The organism is Desulfovibrio litoralis DSM 11393 (assembly GCF_900143255.1).
Lineage (GTDB): Bacteria > Desulfobacterota > Desulfovibrionia > Desulfovibrionales > Desulfovibrionaceae > Frigididesulfovibrio_A > Frigididesulfovibrio_A litoralis.
Genome location: NZ_FRDI01000003.1, coordinates 294,591 through 310,619, shown reverse-complemented (window position 1 = coordinate 310,619; position 16,029 = coordinate 294,591). Strand labels below are relative to the sequence as shown.

The following is a 16,029-nucleotide window of genomic DNA, read 5'->3' as shown; positions in this document are numbered from 1 at the left end:
TCTTATTGTTTAATTTAGTTGGTTGGTTATAAAAAAAATAAAAAAACGAGCCTCAAATACTTTCAATCGTTTGAATAAAATGCTACATTGAAAAAACATTATTATTCTCTGATAGAGTCATTATAAAAGATATGACAATTTTAATTAAGAAGTTATAAGTTGAAATATATAACTGATTAGGTATTCGTTTAAAATTGTGGCAAAGCATTTTTGCGCCGCCCGTAAGAAGGAGTTTTTATGCCCTACCTGATAAAACAAAAAACCATACTTATAGAAGGTCAAACCTGTAAGATGGTTATAGAAGCACCCCATGTGGCTTCAAAAGCAAAACCGGGAAACTTTGTTATTTTAAGAGTTTCTGAAAACGGTGAGCGTTTTCCTCTTACTATTGCCGATGTTGACCAGGAAAACGGCACTATTGTTTTGGTATTTTTAATAATGGGTAAAAGCAGTGCGTTACTGTACTCCTTGAATGAAGGTGATTCAATCATGGACGTTTGTGGCCCTTTAGGAAAACCAACCCATATTGAAAAATGTGGAACTGTCGTTTGTGTCGGTGGTGGAACGGGTATTGCCGCCATGCACCATATCGCCAAAGGGCATCATGCCGCCGGAAACCACGTTGTTGCCATTATTGGTGCAAGAAGCAAAGACCTATTGCTTTTTTATGACGAATTGTCTGCTTTTTGTCCCGAAGTGTTAGTTTGCACAAATGACGGCAGTATGGGCGTTCAAGGTTTGGTTACGGATATTTTAAAAGCTAGACTGGAACAAGACAAAAACGTAGCCGAAGTCGTTGCTATCGGTCCTGTTCCGATGATGCAAGCTGTGGCTGATTGCACTCGTCCTTTTGACGTAAAAACAACAGTTAGTTTGAACCCAATTATGGTTGACGGAATTGGTATGTGCGGTGCGTGCCGTGTTGAAGTTGACGGAAAAACCAAATTTGCTTGTGTTGACGGACCTGAATTTGATGGTCATTTAGTTGACTTTAATCAGTTAAGACAGAGGCTTGGAGCTTTTAAAGAACAAGAAACCCTTTCTTTTGAAGAATATAAGTGTAGGTGTAACAATGGCTGATGCAAAACCTAAAAAAGCTGTGTTGCCACGAGCTGAAATGCCTTGTCAGCCGGCGGCTCAAAGAGTAAAAAATTTTGATGAAGTGGCACTCGGATACACAGTTGAAGAAGCACTATACGAAGCTAAACGTTGTTTACAGTGTAAAAAAGCCGGTTGTGTAAAAGGTTGTCCCGTTGAAGTTCCTATTCCGCAATTTATTGCTGAACTTGCCAAAGGAAACTTTGCCCAAGCTTATAAAATTATAAAAAGTACCAATAGTTTACCGGCTATTTGCGGGCGTGTTTGCCCTCAGGAAAACCAATGTGAAGGTTCTTGTATTTTAAACGCCAAAAAAGAACCTGTTGCTATCGGGCGGTTAGAGCGTTTTGTCGGTGATATGGCGATTCGTGGAGAAAATGCCTGTGAATTGGTTGATGCCAGTAATGCTTGTAGGTTAACCGACGAAAATTTAAAGGTTGCTTGTATCGGAAGTGGTCCTTCAAGTTTGACCGTTGCCGGTTTTTTAGCCAGTCGTGGAATAAAAGTTACGGTTTTTGAAGCCTTACATGAAACAGGAGGAGTTTTAGTTTATGGAATTCCTGAGTTTCGTTTGCCTAAAGAAAAGGTTGTTGGCCCTGAAGTTTCGGCATTAAAAGCCCTTGGTGTTGATTTTGTAACCAACTATGTTGGCGGGCGTTCTTTTGATATCGAAGATTTATTTAAACAAGGCTATAAAGCTGTTTATATCGGTGTTGGTGCAGGTTTACCCGGCTTTTTAAATATTCCCGGTGAAAACTTGAGTGGCGTTTTTTCAGCCAATGAATATTTGACAAGGGTTAACCTTGGACGTGCTTATGAGTTTCCGCTTTATGATACGCCAACTTTACGCGGTAAAAACGTAACTGTTTACGGGGCGGGAAACGTAGCTATGGACGCCGCCAGAACCGCTAAACGTCTTGGTGCCGAAAACGTTTATATCGTTTATCGCAGAACGGAAAAAGAAATTCCTGCCAGACATGAAGAGTTAGAACACGCCATTGAAGAGGGTATAGAGTTAAAGCTTTTATCAGCTCCGATAAAGTTTATTGGAGATGAAAACCATAGGCTTGCGGCGGTTGAAATACAAAAAATGCAACTCGGTGAGCCTGATGCTTCGGGTAGACGTTCTCCCGTGCCTGTTGAGGGTGAGACTTTTACTTTGAAAACTGATTTAGCGATTATTGCTGTTGGAACTCGTCCTAATCCGATTTTACTTGAAGCGACTCATGACTTAAAGCTCAATAAACGCGGATATATTGAAGTAAATCCGGAAACTAACGAAACCTCAATCCCTAACGTGTTTGCCGGTGGTGATATCGTTACGGGTGCGGCGACGGTTATCTTGGCTATGGGAGCGGGACGCTTGGCAGCAAGAGAAATTGCTACGCGCTTGATCGGAAAAGAAGCATTATAAAGCTTTTTTGAGTTTTTTACTTGAATTATTTACAGGGAGGGGCTTAATTCCCTCCCTGCTTTTATTATATATTTTTGATAACATATGCAGAATATTCAATTTTCCATGAATGCCAATCCTGATTTAAGTGGCGAAAAAAAACTGAAAATTATTCAGGTTGTTAATGTGCGTTGGTTTAATGCAACGGCATGGTACGCTCTTTTTTTGTCAAAACTTTTGAAAGAAGCTGGGCATGATGTTTTGGTAATCGGTTTAAAAGATACCGATAGTTTTAGGCAAGCCGAAAAGTTTGGTCTTAAACCAATTAGTCTTGATTTAAACAGCTCTAATCCGTTTAAAATATTTTCAACATTTTTTCGTTTAAAAAAACTTATTCAAACTTTTCAACCTGATGTGATTAATTGTCATAGAGGAGAGGGGTTTGTTCTATTTGGTTTGTTAAAAAAAATCTTGAACAGCTTCGTTTTGATTCGTACTCGTGGTGATCAACGTTTGCCTAAAAATAATTGGATTAATCGTATTTTGCACGTGCGGGTTAGTGATGCCGTGATTGCGACCAATCAATATATGGCAACGCACTTTTTGAAAGAAATAAAAGTAAGTCCTGAAAATTTATATACAATTTTTGGCGGAGTAGACAATTCAAAATTTTATCCCGCTCTTGAATATAGAGAAGAAATACGCAGGCGTTTGGGATATAAAAACAGCGATTTTGTACTTGGCTTATTGGGGCGTTTTGACTTGGTTAAAGGACAAAAAGAATTAATTAAGGCCGTTTCGCTTTTACATAAAAAAGGTCTTAAACAAGTTAAATTGCTTTTATTGGGTTTTAGCACTACATTAAAAGAAGAAGAAGTCAGAGCTTGGATTAAAGAAGAGGCTTTGGAAGAAAGCGTAATTATTACAGGCAAGGTAGATAAGATTAATGAATATCTTCAAGCTCTTGATCTTGGCGTTGTACCTTCTTTGTGGTCAGAAACAATAGCCAGAGCCGCTTTAGAGTTGATGTCGGTTGGAATTCCGACAATTGGAACAACTGTTGGGGTTATGCCGGATATTTTTCCTCATTCGGCGTTGATTCCTCCGAATAATATTGAAAAGCTGGCGGAATTAATTCAAAAAAGTATGGAAAATAAACAGTTTTTAACTCAAATTAAAGAAGCTGAAGAAATCATAATTAAAAAGTTGAGCATGGAATCTTTTTTAAATACGACTTTGATAATATATTATAAAGCTCTTGATAATCTCCATGCGAAACATTAATTTAATACTATTGTACAATAATTTTAAAGTAAATTTAACAAGGAAGGCTCTCTAAAAAACACGAATATAAAGAAATTAATGCGGTTTTGTTTGAGAGTTAACTTGAGATTTTGAGGGTGTAGCCCTAAAACAAAAAGTCAAATTTATTTTTTCGTAAAATGAATGATTTTTGTGCCTGAAGATGTTTTATACTATGTACATACAGAAGATAAAACGATGACCAAAAAACGCAAAACTGAGTTTTGCAATGATCTGAATTTAGAATTTTAACGGAGCATTAATGTATAGTGGATTAATTGTCGGGCTTGGTAACCCCGGATCTGAATATAATAATACAAGACATAACTTTGGTTTTATGTTAATAGATGGTATCATTCGATATGCAGAAGAAAAAGGGGCGGCGATTACGCGACTAAGTTCCAAGGGTAAATATGAACTTTGGAAGTGTCAAATTCAAAACCAAACTTGGCTTTTACAAAAACCTTTGACTTTTATGAATCTTTCGGGTGAGGCTGTTATTCCTGTTTTAGCTTATTATAAATTAAAGCCGGAACAACTTATTGTTGCACATGATGAACTTGACCTGCCACTTGGACGTATTAAATTTCAACTTGGCGGAGGTGCAGCAGGGCATAATGGCATCAAATCAATACTTCAATGTATTGGTGGTGTTGACTTTTGGCGTTTACGTTTGGGAATAGGAAAAAACCAAGTCGGTTCAAGTGCCGGTTATGTTTTAAATAATTTTTATTCTGAAGAAAAACAGTCTGTTGAAGAGTGTTTAACCAATATTTGTGATAAGTTTTGGAAGTATTTTAATAAAGGTTTTATAGAGTTACAAAAAGAACTTAATACGAAAAAACCTTAATTGTGCTTATATATTTGTTGCGTAATATGTTTTTGTGCAACAGGTATATATGTTTTAATATTTTGAAATAGTTATAGAATTAATCTTTTTTAGGTCGGGTTGTTATTGTGTTTTCTTTAAATGAGCTTATTGTGTACCCTGCTCAGGGGGTTGGGCGTATTTCTGCTATTGAAAATAAAACAATAGGAGGAAGTTCGCTTGATTTTTATATTGTCTGTATTTTAGGCACGAAAGTAACCCTCATGGTTCCTGTGAAAAATGCCGCCAATATAGGTTTAAGAAGCTTATGTTCTCGTGAAGAGGCGTTGTTGATTTTAGATTCTTTAAACAATGATGATGGTTTTGTCGGTTATGCCGGTCAAAACTGGAATCGCCGCCAACGTGAATATAGCGAAAAATTAAAAAGTGGAAAGCTCCCCGATGTTTGTTATGTCTTAAAAGATATAAGCATGATCGCCAAAAACAAAGACTTGTCGTTTGGCGAACGTCGTATTTTTGAACAGGCAATGAACTTGCTTTGTTCCGAGCTTTCTTCGGTTTTGGATAAAGAATTTATTGAAATAGAAAAACAGGTTGGCGGATATTTATCTCTTAGCGTTTTAGTTAATGATGAAATTCCCCAAACTACTTAAAATATAGCTATTTCTTTGTAAAAAATAAAAAAATATCATAAATTAATTAGTAATATGCAAAAAGAGAATATCGGAACTTTTAAACTTCTTAATAAAGATAATAAAGCACGCACAGGGCTTTTTTATACGGCTCATGGTGTTATTCAAACTCCAATTTTTATGCCTGTTGGTACAGTCGGAACAGTAAAAGCGATTGCCCCCGATGATTTAGATAATATTCAGGCGGAAATTATTTTAGGAAATACCTACCACTTACATCTTAGACCGGGTGATGAACTCATTAAGGGTTTTGGTGGGTTACATGAGTTTATTTCTTGGGATAAACCAATTTTAACAGATAGCGGCGGTTATCAGGCTTTTAGCCTTTCCTCTTTGCGTAAAATAAGTGAAGCCGGCGTGGAATTTCGTTCTCATTTAAACGGAGCGAAACTTAATTTTACACCGGAAAAAGTTATTGAAATTCAACGCAATCTTAATTCTGATATTATGATGGTTTTAGACGAATGTGTTGCTTATGGAACAGATAAGGAATATACCGCAAAATCAATAGAATTAACAACTCGTTGGGCAAAACGTTCCAGAGTTTATTACCCTCAAAACAGCGGGCAAAACCTTTTATTTGCAATCACTCAGGGTGGCTTTTTTAATGACCTTAGAACGGAATCAGTAGAGCAGTTAACTTGTGATGATCTGTTTGATGGTTATGCGATTGGTGGTGTTTCTGTTGGAGAACCAAAGCCCGAAATGTATCAGTTGATGGAACATACGGCCCCTTTGTTGCCTGAAACACGTCCTCGTTATCTTATGGGAGTGGGAACTCCTTTGGATATTGTCTATGGAATCGCCCAAGGTGTTGATATGTTTGATTGTGTATTGCCAACTCGCAACGCACGCAACGGAACTTTGTATACCTCGCTTGGTAAGGTGAATATTAAACGCAAAGAGTTTGCTGAAGACAAAAACAGTCTTGATCCAAACTGTTCTTGCTATACCTGTAGAACCTTTAGTCGGGCTTATTTAAGGCATTTGTTTGTTAGTCAGGAGCTTTTGGCGTTTAGGCTTAACTCGTTACATAACTTGACGTATTTTTTGAATATTGTGCAAAAAGCCAGACAAGCGATTAATGAAAAAAGGTATAATGCCTTTTTAAACGAAATGATTGCTTTATATCCTGATGAAGCGGCTTTGGGTGGAATAGGGCTTGGGGTATAGGATATAGAAGCGGTGTTTTATTGTTGGTTTTGTTTGGGTGGAATTGATATTATGTTGTTTTTATTATAACTTTTTTATTAATCCCAACGCTCTCACGAAATAGACCTTGCTTTGGTCGTCTCCGACTATTCATATAATAAAATTCATTTTATTATTATATTATATTAAATTTCATACTCTCGCGAAATTAATTTTACTGGTCGCCTCCGGCGGGCACGGGCTTTATGTGAAGCCCTTTGCATTCCCCACAACAGGGCTGCCGCCCTGTACCCGCAAACGCACCACGCATTAGTTGATGCCTATCGGCATCAAAAGTTTGAACGCACCGTGGTTTCTTTTAATGGCAATTATAGCTTGAAACTTTCTTGATTATAACGGCAACTAAAAACGTAAGTTTTTTGTAAAATAGATATGAAATTTTGTATTTATTAGGTTTAAGCTTTTTTGTAATCCGCTTAAAAACCCTATGCTCTCGCGAAATTAATTTTACTGGTCGTCTTATATATCTATAATAAAACTTGTTTTTATTATAACTTTATTATTAATCCCAACGCTCCCACGAAATAAACCTTACTTCGGTCGTCTCCGGCTATTCATATAATAAAATTCATTTTATTATTATATTATATTAAATTTCATACTCTCGCGAAATTAATTTTATTGGTCGTCTTCGTTTTTTATTTAACCACCATGTCCATGTAAAATTTAAGTTACTGTTTCTGTATGATGATTTAAACACTATTAATCTTTTCCAACAGCATAGTGTTAGCTTGCCAATGAAAGAGACTAAAGTGCGTTTAAACTTTTGATGCCGATAGGCATCAACTAATGCGTGGTGCGTTCGTGGGGTTAAGGGGCGACTAGCCCCTTATGGCGGGAATGCAAAGGGGAAAACATTTTCCCCGTGCCCGTCGGAGACGACCAATAAAATTAATTTCGTGGGAGTGTGAAGTTTAATATAATATAATAATAAAATGAATTTTATTATATGAATAGCCGGAGACGACCGAAGTAAGGTTTATTCCGTGGGAGCATTGGGATTAAAGATAATATAATAATAAAAATGTAATTTTATTATCAATATATGAGTAGACCAAAAACTTAATTTTGTGGAATCATGGGCTTTAAAAGTATAGGCTTTAAAGATAAACTATGATAAAAATGATTTATTGAATTATGTGTCAAATTATTACTGCACGATAGTTTTATTGCAACTTTCGCCAGAAAGATACTTCAGAAAGACACTCCAAAAAACACGCAAAAAATCCGTTTTGCAATGGTCTTTAATTAGATAAGGTTGCACACTTATCGCAGATACCTTCAAACTCTATGCGGGTATTGGTAATTTTGAATCCTTCAACACTGGGGATTTTGTCTAAGGTCATTGGAAGAGTCGTCATTATATCGCCGATGCGTCCGCAATGTGTACAACGTACATGCTGATGTGGGCTTAAATCGCCGTCAAATCTTTTTTGAGAGCCGGCATTTTCGATTTTTAAAATTTCGCCGTTTTCCGCTAAGATTTCAAGGTTGCGATAGACGGTTCCAAGGCTTATTTTGGGTATTTGTTCTCTTACGATATGATAAACTTCATCTGCTGTGGGGTGAGTTTTAAGTTTTTTTAAAACGTTAAGCATGACGGTGCGTTGTTTGGTGTTGCGAGTAGCTTGAGACATGTTTTAATTTCCTTTCTGGTCAATAAAATATAAAACATATAAATAAACAAGTGTGGTTAAGATAATCAGAATTTTGCTATAGGCTTGCTTATTATGTTTAATCTGTTAAATTTAAGTATTAGCCTCTAAATCTAAGCAGTAACTATTATTAACAGCAAACAAAAAAAAAGTAAATAATAATTATATAAAAAAAAGCTTGCAGAACTTTGATTTTATGGGTAAGTAGAAATGTTTTTAAATAAATACTCACAATAAGAGAAAAGCCCGGGGTGTTCAAAATGTTTTTGAACTTGACGGCTAAGGTCTTATTGGAGGCAAAACCCCTTTTAGGAGCTTTTTTATGTCTTATGTTAGCATGAAGCAAATGCTTGAGACTGGTGTCCATTTTGGTCACCAAACCAGACGTTGGAATCCAAAAATGAAGCCTTATATTTTTGGAGCTCGTAACGGAATTCATATTATCGACTTGCAACAAACCGTTAAACTTTTCCATACTGCTCATGACAAAATTGTTGATGCGGTTGTGCGTGGTGGTAAGGTTATTTTTATCGGAACCAAGCGTCAGGCTCAAGAAGCTATCGCTGGTGAAGCCGAACGTGCCGGTCAATATCACGTTACTCATCGTTGGATGGGCGGAACTTTAACTAACTTCCAAACTATCCAAAAAAGCATTGCTCGCATGAAAAAACTTGAAACAATGTTTGAAGATGGTTCTATTAATCGTTATCAGAAAAAAGAAATTTTATCTCTTCAACGTGAGCTTGATAAATTAAAGCTCGTGCTTGGCGGGATTAAAGATATGGAAAATTTACCTGCTATTGCTTTTATTATTGATCCTCAGCGTGAAGCGATTGCCGTTCAAGAATGCCGCAAACTCGGTATTCCTATTGTTGCGATTACTGATACAAACTGTGATCCTGATTCTATCGACTATGTTATTCCGGGTAACGATGACGCTATTCGTGCTATTAAGCTTTTCGTTGGCCATATCGCCAATGCTTGTTTAGAAGGCGAAGCCATGCGTAAAGAAAAAGGCGGAAAAGACGTTGAAGAAGAATTAAAGAAAAGTGCTAATGCCGCTTCTTCTTTAGTACAACAGGCTGAAGAAGAAACAGAATTACAGGGAGAATAATCATGGCTAACTATACAGCTCAAATGGTCAAAGAACTGCGTGAACTTACCAGTGCCGGTATGATGGATTGTAAAAATGCCCTTGAAGAATGTAAGGGTGAGCTTGATAAAGCTGTTGATTGGCTTCGTCAAAAAGGTTTGTCAAAAGCCGCCAAAAAATCAGGGCGTGCTACCTCTGAAGGCGTAGTTGCACTGCGTGTTAATGATAACAACACTTGTGTTGCTATGGTTGAAGTTAAGTGTGAAACAGACTTCGTTACTCGTGGTGATAAGTTCCAAGCTTTCGCCAAAAGCGTTGTTGAAACCGTTTTTAATAAAAAACCTGCTGATGCTACTGCTTTGGCTGATTTAACTTCTACTTCTTTGAATGAGCAAATTGCTATTATCGGTGAAAACATGACTATCGGGCGTTTTGCTCTTTGGGAAATGTCAACCCCCGGTGTAATTGGTGCTTATATCCACTCTAACGGAAAAATCGGCGTTTTGGTTGAAATTGATTGTACTAAACCCGAAACCGCTGCAAACCCTAAGTTAATGGAACTTGCTCGCAATATCGCCATGCAAGTTGCTGCTGTTAGCCCTGCGGCTTTAGATGCGGCAAGTCTTGACCCTGCTTTGGTTGAACGTGAGCGTGAAGTTTATCGCCAAAAAACTATAGAAGAAGGCAAGCCTGCGGATAGAGTTGAAAAGATCGTCGACGGTCGTATTCAAAAATTCTATAAAGAAGCTTGTTTGATGGAACAAGGATATATTCGCGATGATAAAGTCAGCATTAAAGACTTAGTCGCCGCCGAAGCTAAAGCCTTGAACGATACTTTGACTGTTAAGCGTTTTGTTCGCCTTCAACTTGGTGAAGATGCGAGTGCATAAGCTGTTTTAAATGAATCACAATAGGGGGTCGAAAGACCCCTTTTTTATACTTTGAGACTATTGCACGATCGTCTCAAAGTGGCTTTCGCCAGAAAGATACTTCGGAAAGACACTCCCAAAACCACGAATAAAGACAATAGGCTGGCTTTGCCTGGCAGTGGCTTGGGGGCTTGGGGGCTTCGGGGGTATCCCTCGAAACAAAAAGAAAATTTAATTTTCCTGTAAAATGAGTGCTTTTTGTGTTTGAGATTATGGTTTTTATTTTTAAAAAGCTTGTTGCTTTTTTTGAGCTGTGCTTTGCCTAATAAAAAAACTATAGCTTTTAATCTTAAACAGGTTTAATATATTTAATAAAGATTATTGCAAAGCTCCGTTTTGCGTGCCTTTGCCCTCGTTTTATGAGTGTCGTCCAGACGGAATACACTCTGAGCCTATTGTGCAATAATCTCTAATCGCATTATCACTATATCAGGGTGGCGTAATAAATGTCTGAAGATAACGTTGATAAATTTAATTCCAATAATGACTTTGAACTAACGGCTTTGATTTTAACTTATAATTCAGAACGCTTAATTAAAGCGTGTTTGGAGTCTTTAGCTTTTTGTACTCGTATTATTGTTGTCGATTCTCATAGTACGGATAACACTCAACAAATAGTTAAAGATTTTGGTGCGACTTTATTGATCAGAGCTTGGGAAGGTCCTTACCCTCAGCTTCAATTTGGTTTCAAATATATCGAAGAAAATATTGTAAACGCTAATCCAAAACTCAAACATTGGATACTTTGTATTGATTCTGATGAAGTTTGCGATCTTGCCTTACAAAAAAATATTCAACAAGTTTTAACCGAACCAACGCTTGAACAAAAAGAGTGTACGGCTTTTGGAATAAACCGCCTTTCTTGGTATTATGACCGTTTTATGTATCATAGCTCTTGGCACCCCGATTGGTTAAATCGTTTGTTTGTTTTTGGTGAGCTTGAAATTAAAATGAGTGGAGCCCATTATTCTTTTCACCCGAAATCAAAAGCCGGTAAGCTTGACGGGCTTTTATATCATTATCCTTATACCGGTTTTTTTAATCAGCTTGAAAAACTTAATTCTTATGCCGAACAAGGGGCGAACGACCTTCGCAAAAAAGGGCGTAAGGGTGGAATTTTAGTTGGTTTAATTCATGCTAAAGTATGTTTTATTCGTAAATATATTTTAAAGCGTGGTTTTTTAGACGGGCGTGCGGGTTTTATTTTGGCGGCTCATGATGCCTTTTATACTTTTCTAAAATATGTTCGTATTCCTGATGCGAGCTGGGGCAAGCCTTATAACCATTTTGAATCTCAACAACAGGCAAAAAAGAACTAAGATAATTTCTTGATATCATAACTGTTTTTAGCTAAAATTTCAACGAACCAAAAAATCTTCAGGGGTGTTTAATGAGTAAATTAAAATATAAACGTCTGCTTTTAAAATTGAGCGGAGAAGCCTTGGCAGGCGATAACAAATTTGGAATTGATCCTGCTACGGTTGTTGCAATTTGTGCTGAAATTTCCGAAATAGTCAAACTTGGTGTCGAACTTGCCATTGTTATTGGCGGAGGAAATATCTTTAGAGGTTTGGCGGCTTCTGCCAAGGGAATGGATAGGTCTTCGGCTGATTATATGGGAATGCTTGCTACTGTGATGAACTCGGTTGCGGTGCAAGATGCTTTGGAAAAATTAGGACACAGCACAAGAGTTTTGTCTGCCATTACCATGCAGGAAGTTTGCGAACCTTATGTGCGTCGTCGTGCCGAGCGCCATCTTGAAAAAGGGCGAGTTGTAATTTGTGCTGCCGGAACCGGTAACCCTTATTTCACAACCGATACCGCCGCTACTTTAAGAGGAATGGAATTAAAGTGTGATGCGATTGTTAAGGCGACTAAGGTTGATGGAGTTTACGACAAAGACCCTATGAAGTTTTCTGATGCCGTGATGTTTCATGAGCTTGGACACATGGAAACCGTCAACAAACAGCTTGGCGTTATGGACAATACGGCGATTACTTTGGCAATGGAAAATAACTTACCGATAATTGTATGTAATATGTTTGGTGGAAATATTCGTCGTTTAGTGCTTGGCGAAAAAGTTGGCACCATAGTTCAAGGAGGCTAATTATGGAAAATATTAAAAAAGATACTGAAGAACGCATGAATAAAGCGTTAGCAGCGTTAGACAAAGAATTTGACAAATTGCGTACGGGGCGTGCTTCTACCTCTCTTGTAGATAATGTCAAGGTTGATTATCACGGAACTCCGACTCCGATTCAACAACTTGCCTCTGTGGCGATTCCCGATAGCCGTTCAATTACTATTCAGCCTTGGGATAAATCAGCTTTTTCTTTGATTGAAAAAGCTTTGCAAAAATCTGATTTGGGAATTAATCCCGTGAATGACGGAAAGATTATCCGCATTAACATACCGCCTTTAACAGAAGATCGTCGTAAAGATTTGGCAAAACTAGCAAAAAAATATGCAGAAGAAGCAAAAGTTGCTGTGCGTAATATTCGCAGAGACGCTAATGATGCGTTTAAAAAGCTGGAAAAAGATAAAACCATATCAGAAGACGACCACAAAAAATCCAGTGATGTCGTACAAAAAACTACGGATAGCTTTGTTCAGAAAATTGATCAAAGACTAACCGCCAAAGAAAAAGAAATTATGGAAATCTAAGTTCTTTTAATCGAATATTGATTTGATAAAAAAATCCATTGTAATATATAAGTTACAATGGATTTTTTGCGTTTTGCTAGTATTTATTTTTTGGCGTATAAAACGCAAAAATGATAATATTTAAACAAAACATCACTATATTTAAAGCCGGCTTTTTTAAGCCAAAGTAACTGGTCTGATAAAGTAGAGGGGTTATCAAGGGTTAATCTTTGATAAGCCTTTTTTATTTCTTCAGGCTCAAGACCGCTTTGTTCCACTTCTTTTTTCCATAAGTTTGAAAACATACTTTCAACTTCGGGGTAAGGGCTTAATACTTGATCGGCATTGATAAAAATTCCGTTGTCATTCAACATCTTATAACATGAGTCATAAAGAACCTCTTTTTGCGTTGCCGAGAGGTGGTGAATAGATAGGGCGGAAATAATTATATCAAATTTTTCATTAAACTTATGTTTGGTATAATCTTCTGTGATAAATTTAAAGTTGATATTGTTTTTAAAGCGTTCTTTGGCAAGTTCCAACATTTTATCGGACAAATCAATTAAGGTGAACTTTGCGTTTGGATATTTTTTTAAAAGTACAGAGGAAAAAAGCCCCGTTCCACAACCTATATCTAAAATATTTGGAGTTGTGCCTTGAAAATCCAAAACTTCAGAGGGTAGTCTGTAAAAGTCGTCAAAACAGGGAATAAGCCCTCGACGTTGTTGATCATATTGTTTTGAGATACTGTCAAATTGTTCTTTAACGCTCATAAATAGTCTCGTGGCTAAGAAAGTTAGTTAAGCTTTAAAAAGAGACATAGCTTAGTTTTTTTATTTTATTCAAACAAAACAAAAGCTCAACCGTTAAGCGGTTTTGTTTTTGTTTCAGATTGTGAATTTCTTGAGCAAAAAAGATGCCCTGTTGTGGTTTTTCAGCCAACATGAGTTCTTTTATTTTTTCCGTGATATTTTTCTGTTCGGTTTCAATTCGTTCTTTTTCTTGAACGAGCAAAGCCTGTTGTTCTTTTATTGATATTTCGGACATAAGCTTAATTTATTCTGCGATAAAACGACGTTTTGTCGGTTCATCGGCTTGACTTACATTTTGGGTGTTTTTCAAAGACGGGTTTGGTAAGGCGTTAAATAAAGACCAATATTGTGGGTATATTTGTTCAATATCTTTTGGGTTAACTAATTGTAAGGAGGCTTTTTGCCCTTTAAATTGACCAAGATATTGTAATGAGGCAACAGCTAATGCTAAAATCCACCAAGGGTTTGGGCTGATAAACGCCGTTTGATTTTCCGTTTCGCTTACTTCATTTTGTTTTTTTAAACAATTATCTTCAATAGTTAATCTTAATAAACTTAAAAATTCAGAGCTAACTTGTTTAAATTCTTCGCTTTCTTCGCTTAAATTGAGCGTTATTTTGGAAACACCTTTTAACACCAAAGTTGCCAATAAAGCCAAGGCAATCGGTTTAAATTTTGTGTTCAAAGAATTAAAGTCATTAATTTCAAGTTGTTCAAAGTTTTTTATTTGCCAATCTGTTTTGCGTTTGGCACTTAAACAATTTGCGTTTTGTTCAAGTTCTATTCCGATTTTATTGAAAAAAACCGAAATATTGTTTTCTTTTAGTTTATAGTCGGCATAAAAATCGTTTAAGTTGACTATTCCGCCGTGTGCAAGGCTTAGTGCCAAGAAAGAAGCACTTAAATTTAGGTCGGAATTTATTTTGACTTTTTGAGTTAAGTCGATTTTTTCAGCGTTTAGGCTTAAATTATTTTCCGATAACTCAGAGTGAACATTTAATTGGCTTAAAAAGGGTAAGACAAGCTTAGAGGCTTTATTAAAGCCTTTTTGACAAGAAGAGTCTAAGTTTTCCGTAGTAATGGAAAAGCTGCGTTTAGTGGAACTCAATGCGGTAAACAGAGCGGCACAAAAGCTAAATACAAACTCTTCACGTTCGTTTGCCTGAATGTTTTCAAATAAAGTTCCGTTTAGGCACAATGTTGAGTCAAACACGCCGGAACTTTCGATAAACACAGGGGCAGAACTTGAACCCGGTATTTGATGTGCAAGTCTTGCTCCAAGCTGTGGTAAAAAGCTTCGCAAGGATTTAAGGTCAATATTTTTTAGTTGGTTTCCGGTGTTTATGCGACAACGCCCGATATTGAATGTATTTACAAAGCTTAGTAAAAAGAAGTTAAAAAGTTGTTCGCCGGCAAATAAGCTTTTATCAAAGAAGTTTAACTTTTCTTTGGTCGCATTAATTAAGGTATTATTGTTTCTATAAATATTTGCATTGCCCATATTCAGAGCTTGGATAAGGCTCTCGCTTGCTTCGGTTTGAGGCAGGTTGGCGATTTCTATAGGGCTCATAGTATAAGCCCCAAGGAAAATATAGATGTTTGCAAGTAGTTGTTCCGCTGTGGCGTTAAGGTTAAGTTCAACAGGCTTGCGAGCCGGAGAAAGCTTATAAGCCTCTTTGGCATCATTGGCAGAGTGTAATAATTTAAGGTCTTGTATTAAGTTAAAAAATTGACGTGTAAATTTAGGATCTCGGCTAAATTTTTGAGCGTTGCTTTCAAAAGCCTGACGCACTTCTTTTTCGAAAGAGCTAAAGGCTTGTCCGCTTAGTCTTTGTTGTGCTTTGTTTAAGAGCTTGCTACGACGCACTAAAAGTTTCATTAAATCAAGGTCAAGCTCAATCAGACCTTCTGTCATCTGATTATTGGGTTTAAAAACTTCAGTTTCGGCGTTTTCTTGATTTTCGGTGTTGTTATATGAGCCACCTTCACGCTTTATAAAAGATGACTTTCTTTTTTCGTGATGTTTATATTCATTTTTGTTTGTATCGGAAAAGTTCTCGTTATCATGAGGCTTGTTTTTATGCTTGTCAGAACTTTGATTATCATTTTTTTCGGGGAATTTTTTAAAATATGACATTTCTTTTCTATTATTTAAAAGGTTAATATTTGATTTTGTCAGAACAAAATAAAACTTTATTCTTAATATGAAAAGTCTTTTTTAAAAATATTTTAAAAATAAGTGTAACTATGGTAAATATATGTGTTTTTGTTTTAGTTTAAACAGGTTTGAGTTGTCTTGAGTTGACGAAAGTTTATTTAATTAGATGTTTGTGAGAAATATTATACATATTTTTATAAAAAATATTAGAAA

15 protein-coding genes are annotated in these 16,029 nt (G+C 36.5%); 11 read left to right on the top strand and 4 right to left on the bottom strand.

Translation table 11 applies throughout. The annotated features are described in order from the left end of the window. Window positions 1–237: 237 nt before the first annotated feature. From BT999_RS03810 to tgt, 6 genes are all read left to right on the top strand, one after another. Window positions 238–1,080 carry a sulfide/dihydroorotate dehydrogenase-like FAD/NAD-binding protein gene (locus BT999_RS03810; RefSeq protein WP_072696445.1) on the top strand — a complete coding sequence of 281 codons (843 nt, stop codon included), beginning with the start codon at window positions 238–240 and terminating at the stop codon, window positions 1,078–1,080. Next, entirely contained in the window at window positions 1,073–2,512 is a 1,440-nt protein-coding gene (gene gltA, locus BT999_RS03805) for an NADPH-dependent glutamate synthase (RefSeq protein WP_072696444.1), read from the top strand. Before BT999_RS03810 ends, gltA begins: the two co-directional genes overlap by 8 nt. Before the next feature lie 84 nt (window positions 2,513–2,596). After that, entirely contained in the window at window positions 2,597–3,775 is a 1,179-nt protein-coding gene (locus BT999_RS03800; protein WP_245790980.1) for a glycosyltransferase, read from the top strand. Window positions 3,776–4,055: 280 nt separating this feature from the next. Next, window positions 4,056–4,643: an aminoacyl-tRNA hydrolase gene (gene pth, locus BT999_RS03795; RefSeq protein WP_072696442.1), complete on the top strand. Its 588-nt coding sequence runs from the start codon at window positions 4,056–4,058 to the stop codon at window positions 4,641–4,643. Window positions 4,644–4,750: 107 nt separating this feature from the next. Next, window positions 4,751–5,275: a CarD family transcriptional regulator gene (locus BT999_RS03790; RefSeq protein ID WP_072696441.1), complete on the top strand. Its 525-nt coding sequence runs from the start codon at window positions 4,751–4,753 to the stop codon at window positions 5,273–5,275. Between the two features lie 54 nt (window positions 5,276–5,329). Then, a complete protein-coding gene (gene tgt / locus BT999_RS03785; protein ID WP_072696440.1) occupies window positions 5,330–6,487 on the top strand; it encodes a tRNA guanosine(34) transglycosylase Tgt in 1,158 nt (385 codons plus the stop codon). 1,283 nt (window positions 6,488–7,770) lie between these two features. Here tgt and BT999_RS03780 read toward each other — a convergent pair. Beyond that, the gene (locus BT999_RS03780; RefSeq protein WP_072696439.1) at window positions 7,771–8,163 is read right to left on the bottom strand and encodes a Fur family transcriptional regulator; all 393 of its coding nucleotides are present in this window, start codon (window positions 8,161–8,163) and stop codon (window positions 7,771–7,773) included. A 340-nt stretch (window positions 8,164–8,503) separates the two neighbouring features. Between BT999_RS03780 and rpsB the strand changes: the two genes are divergently transcribed. The 5 genes from rpsB to frr all read left to right on the top strand — a co-directional run bounded on the left by rpsB (window position 8,504) and on the right by frr (window position 12,867). Then, window positions 8,504–9,295, top strand: coding sequence for a 30S ribosomal protein S2 (rpsB, locus tag BT999_RS03775; RefSeq protein WP_072696438.1), 792 nt, complete (start codon window positions 8,504–8,506; stop codon window positions 9,293–9,295). A 2-nt stretch (window positions 9,296–9,297) separates the two neighbouring features. Then, on the top strand, window positions 9,298–10,164 hold the full coding sequence (gene tsf / locus BT999_RS03770) for a translation elongation factor Ts (protein WP_072696437.1): 867 nt from the start codon (window positions 9,298–9,300) through the stop codon (window positions 10,162–10,164). A gap of 485 nt (window positions 10,165–10,649) precedes the next feature. Beyond that, window positions 10,650–11,522, top strand: coding sequence for a glycosyltransferase family 2 protein (locus BT999_RS03765; RefSeq protein ID WP_072696436.1), 873 nt, complete (start codon window positions 10,650–10,652; stop codon window positions 11,520–11,522). A 71-nt stretch (window positions 11,523–11,593) separates the two neighbouring features. Continuing rightward, window positions 11,594–12,310 carry a UMP kinase gene (pyrH, locus tag BT999_RS03760; protein WP_072696435.1) on the top strand — a complete coding sequence of 239 codons (717 nt, stop codon included), beginning with the start codon at window positions 11,594–11,596 and terminating at the stop codon, window positions 12,308–12,310. Between the two features lie 2 nt (window positions 12,311–12,312). Beyond that, window positions 12,313–12,867 (top strand): ribosome recycling factor, encoded by a 555-nt coding sequence (frr, locus tag BT999_RS03755; RefSeq protein ID WP_072696434.1) that lies wholly within the window; start codon window positions 12,313–12,315, stop codon window positions 12,865–12,867. Between the two features lie 83 nt (window positions 12,868–12,950). Here the strand turns inward: frr and BT999_RS03750 are convergent, their stop codons facing one another. Genes BT999_RS03750 through BT999_RS03740 form a run of 3 tightly spaced genes read right to left on the bottom strand, consistent with a single transcriptional unit; the run spans window position 12,951 to window position 15,795 of the window. Next, window positions 12,951–13,619, bottom strand: coding sequence for a class I SAM-dependent methyltransferase (locus BT999_RS03750; RefSeq protein WP_072696433.1), 669 nt, complete (start codon window positions 13,617–13,619; stop codon window positions 12,951–12,953). Window positions 13,620–13,653: 34 nt separating this feature from the next. After that, window positions 13,654–13,893 (bottom strand): hypothetical protein, encoded by a 240-nt coding sequence (locus BT999_RS03745; RefSeq protein ID WP_072696432.1) that lies wholly within the window; start codon window positions 13,891–13,893, stop codon window positions 13,654–13,656. A 9-nt stretch (window positions 13,894–13,902) separates the two neighbouring features. Then, window positions 13,903–15,795, bottom strand: a complete 1,893-nt coding sequence (locus BT999_RS03740) for a hypothetical protein (protein WP_072696431.1) — start codon at window positions 15,793–15,795, stop codon at window positions 13,903–13,905. Between the last annotated feature and the right edge of the window lie 234 nt (window positions 15,796–16,029).

Bases quoted from the DNA above. Each gene is read 5' to 3' on its own strand.
- BT999_RS03810 (WP_072696445.1), top strand. From the start codon at position 238: ATGCCCTACCTGATAAAACAAAAAACCATACTTATAGAAGGTCAAACC.
- gltA (WP_072696444.1), top strand. From the start codon at position 1,073: ATGGCTGATGCAAAACCTAAAAAAGCTGTGTTGCCACGAGCTGAAATG.
- BT999_RS03800 (WP_245790980.1), top strand. From the start codon at position 2,597: ATGCAGAATATTCAATTTTCCATGAATGCCAATCCTGATTTAAGTGGC.
- pth (WP_072696442.1), top strand. From the start codon at position 4,056: ATGTATAGTGGATTAATTGTCGGGCTTGGTAACCCCGGATCTGAATAT.
- tgt (WP_072696440.1), top strand. From the start codon at position 5,330: ATGCAAAAAGAGAATATCGGAACTTTTAAACTTCTTAATAAAGATAAT.
- BT999_RS03780 (WP_072696439.1), bottom strand. From the start codon at position 8,163: ATGTCTCAAGCTACTCGCAACACCAAACAACGCACCGTCATGCTTAAC.
- rpsB (WP_072696438.1), top strand. From the start codon at position 8,504: ATGTCTTATGTTAGCATGAAGCAAATGCTTGAGACTGGTGTCCATTTT.
- tsf (WP_072696437.1), top strand. From the start codon at position 9,298: ATGGCTAACTATACAGCTCAAATGGTCAAAGAACTGCGTGAACTTACC.
- BT999_RS03765 (WP_072696436.1), top strand. From the start codon at position 10,650: ATGTCTGAAGATAACGTTGATAAATTTAATTCCAATAATGACTTTGAA.
- pyrH (WP_072696435.1), top strand. From the start codon at position 11,594: ATGAGTAAATTAAAATATAAACGTCTGCTTTTAAAATTGAGCGGAGAA.
- frr (WP_072696434.1), top strand. From the start codon at position 12,313: ATGGAAAATATTAAAAAAGATACTGAAGAACGCATGAATAAAGCGTTA.
- BT999_RS03750 (WP_072696433.1), bottom strand. From the start codon at position 13,619: ATGAGCGTTAAAGAACAATTTGACAGTATCTCAAAACAATATGATCAA.
- BT999_RS03745 (WP_072696432.1), bottom strand. From the start codon at position 13,893: ATGTCCGAAATATCAATAAAAGAACAACAGGCTTTGCTCGTTCAAGAA.
- BT999_RS03740 (WP_072696431.1), bottom strand. From the start codon at position 15,795: ATGTCATATTTTAAAAAATTCCCCGAAAAAAATGATAATCAAAGTTCT.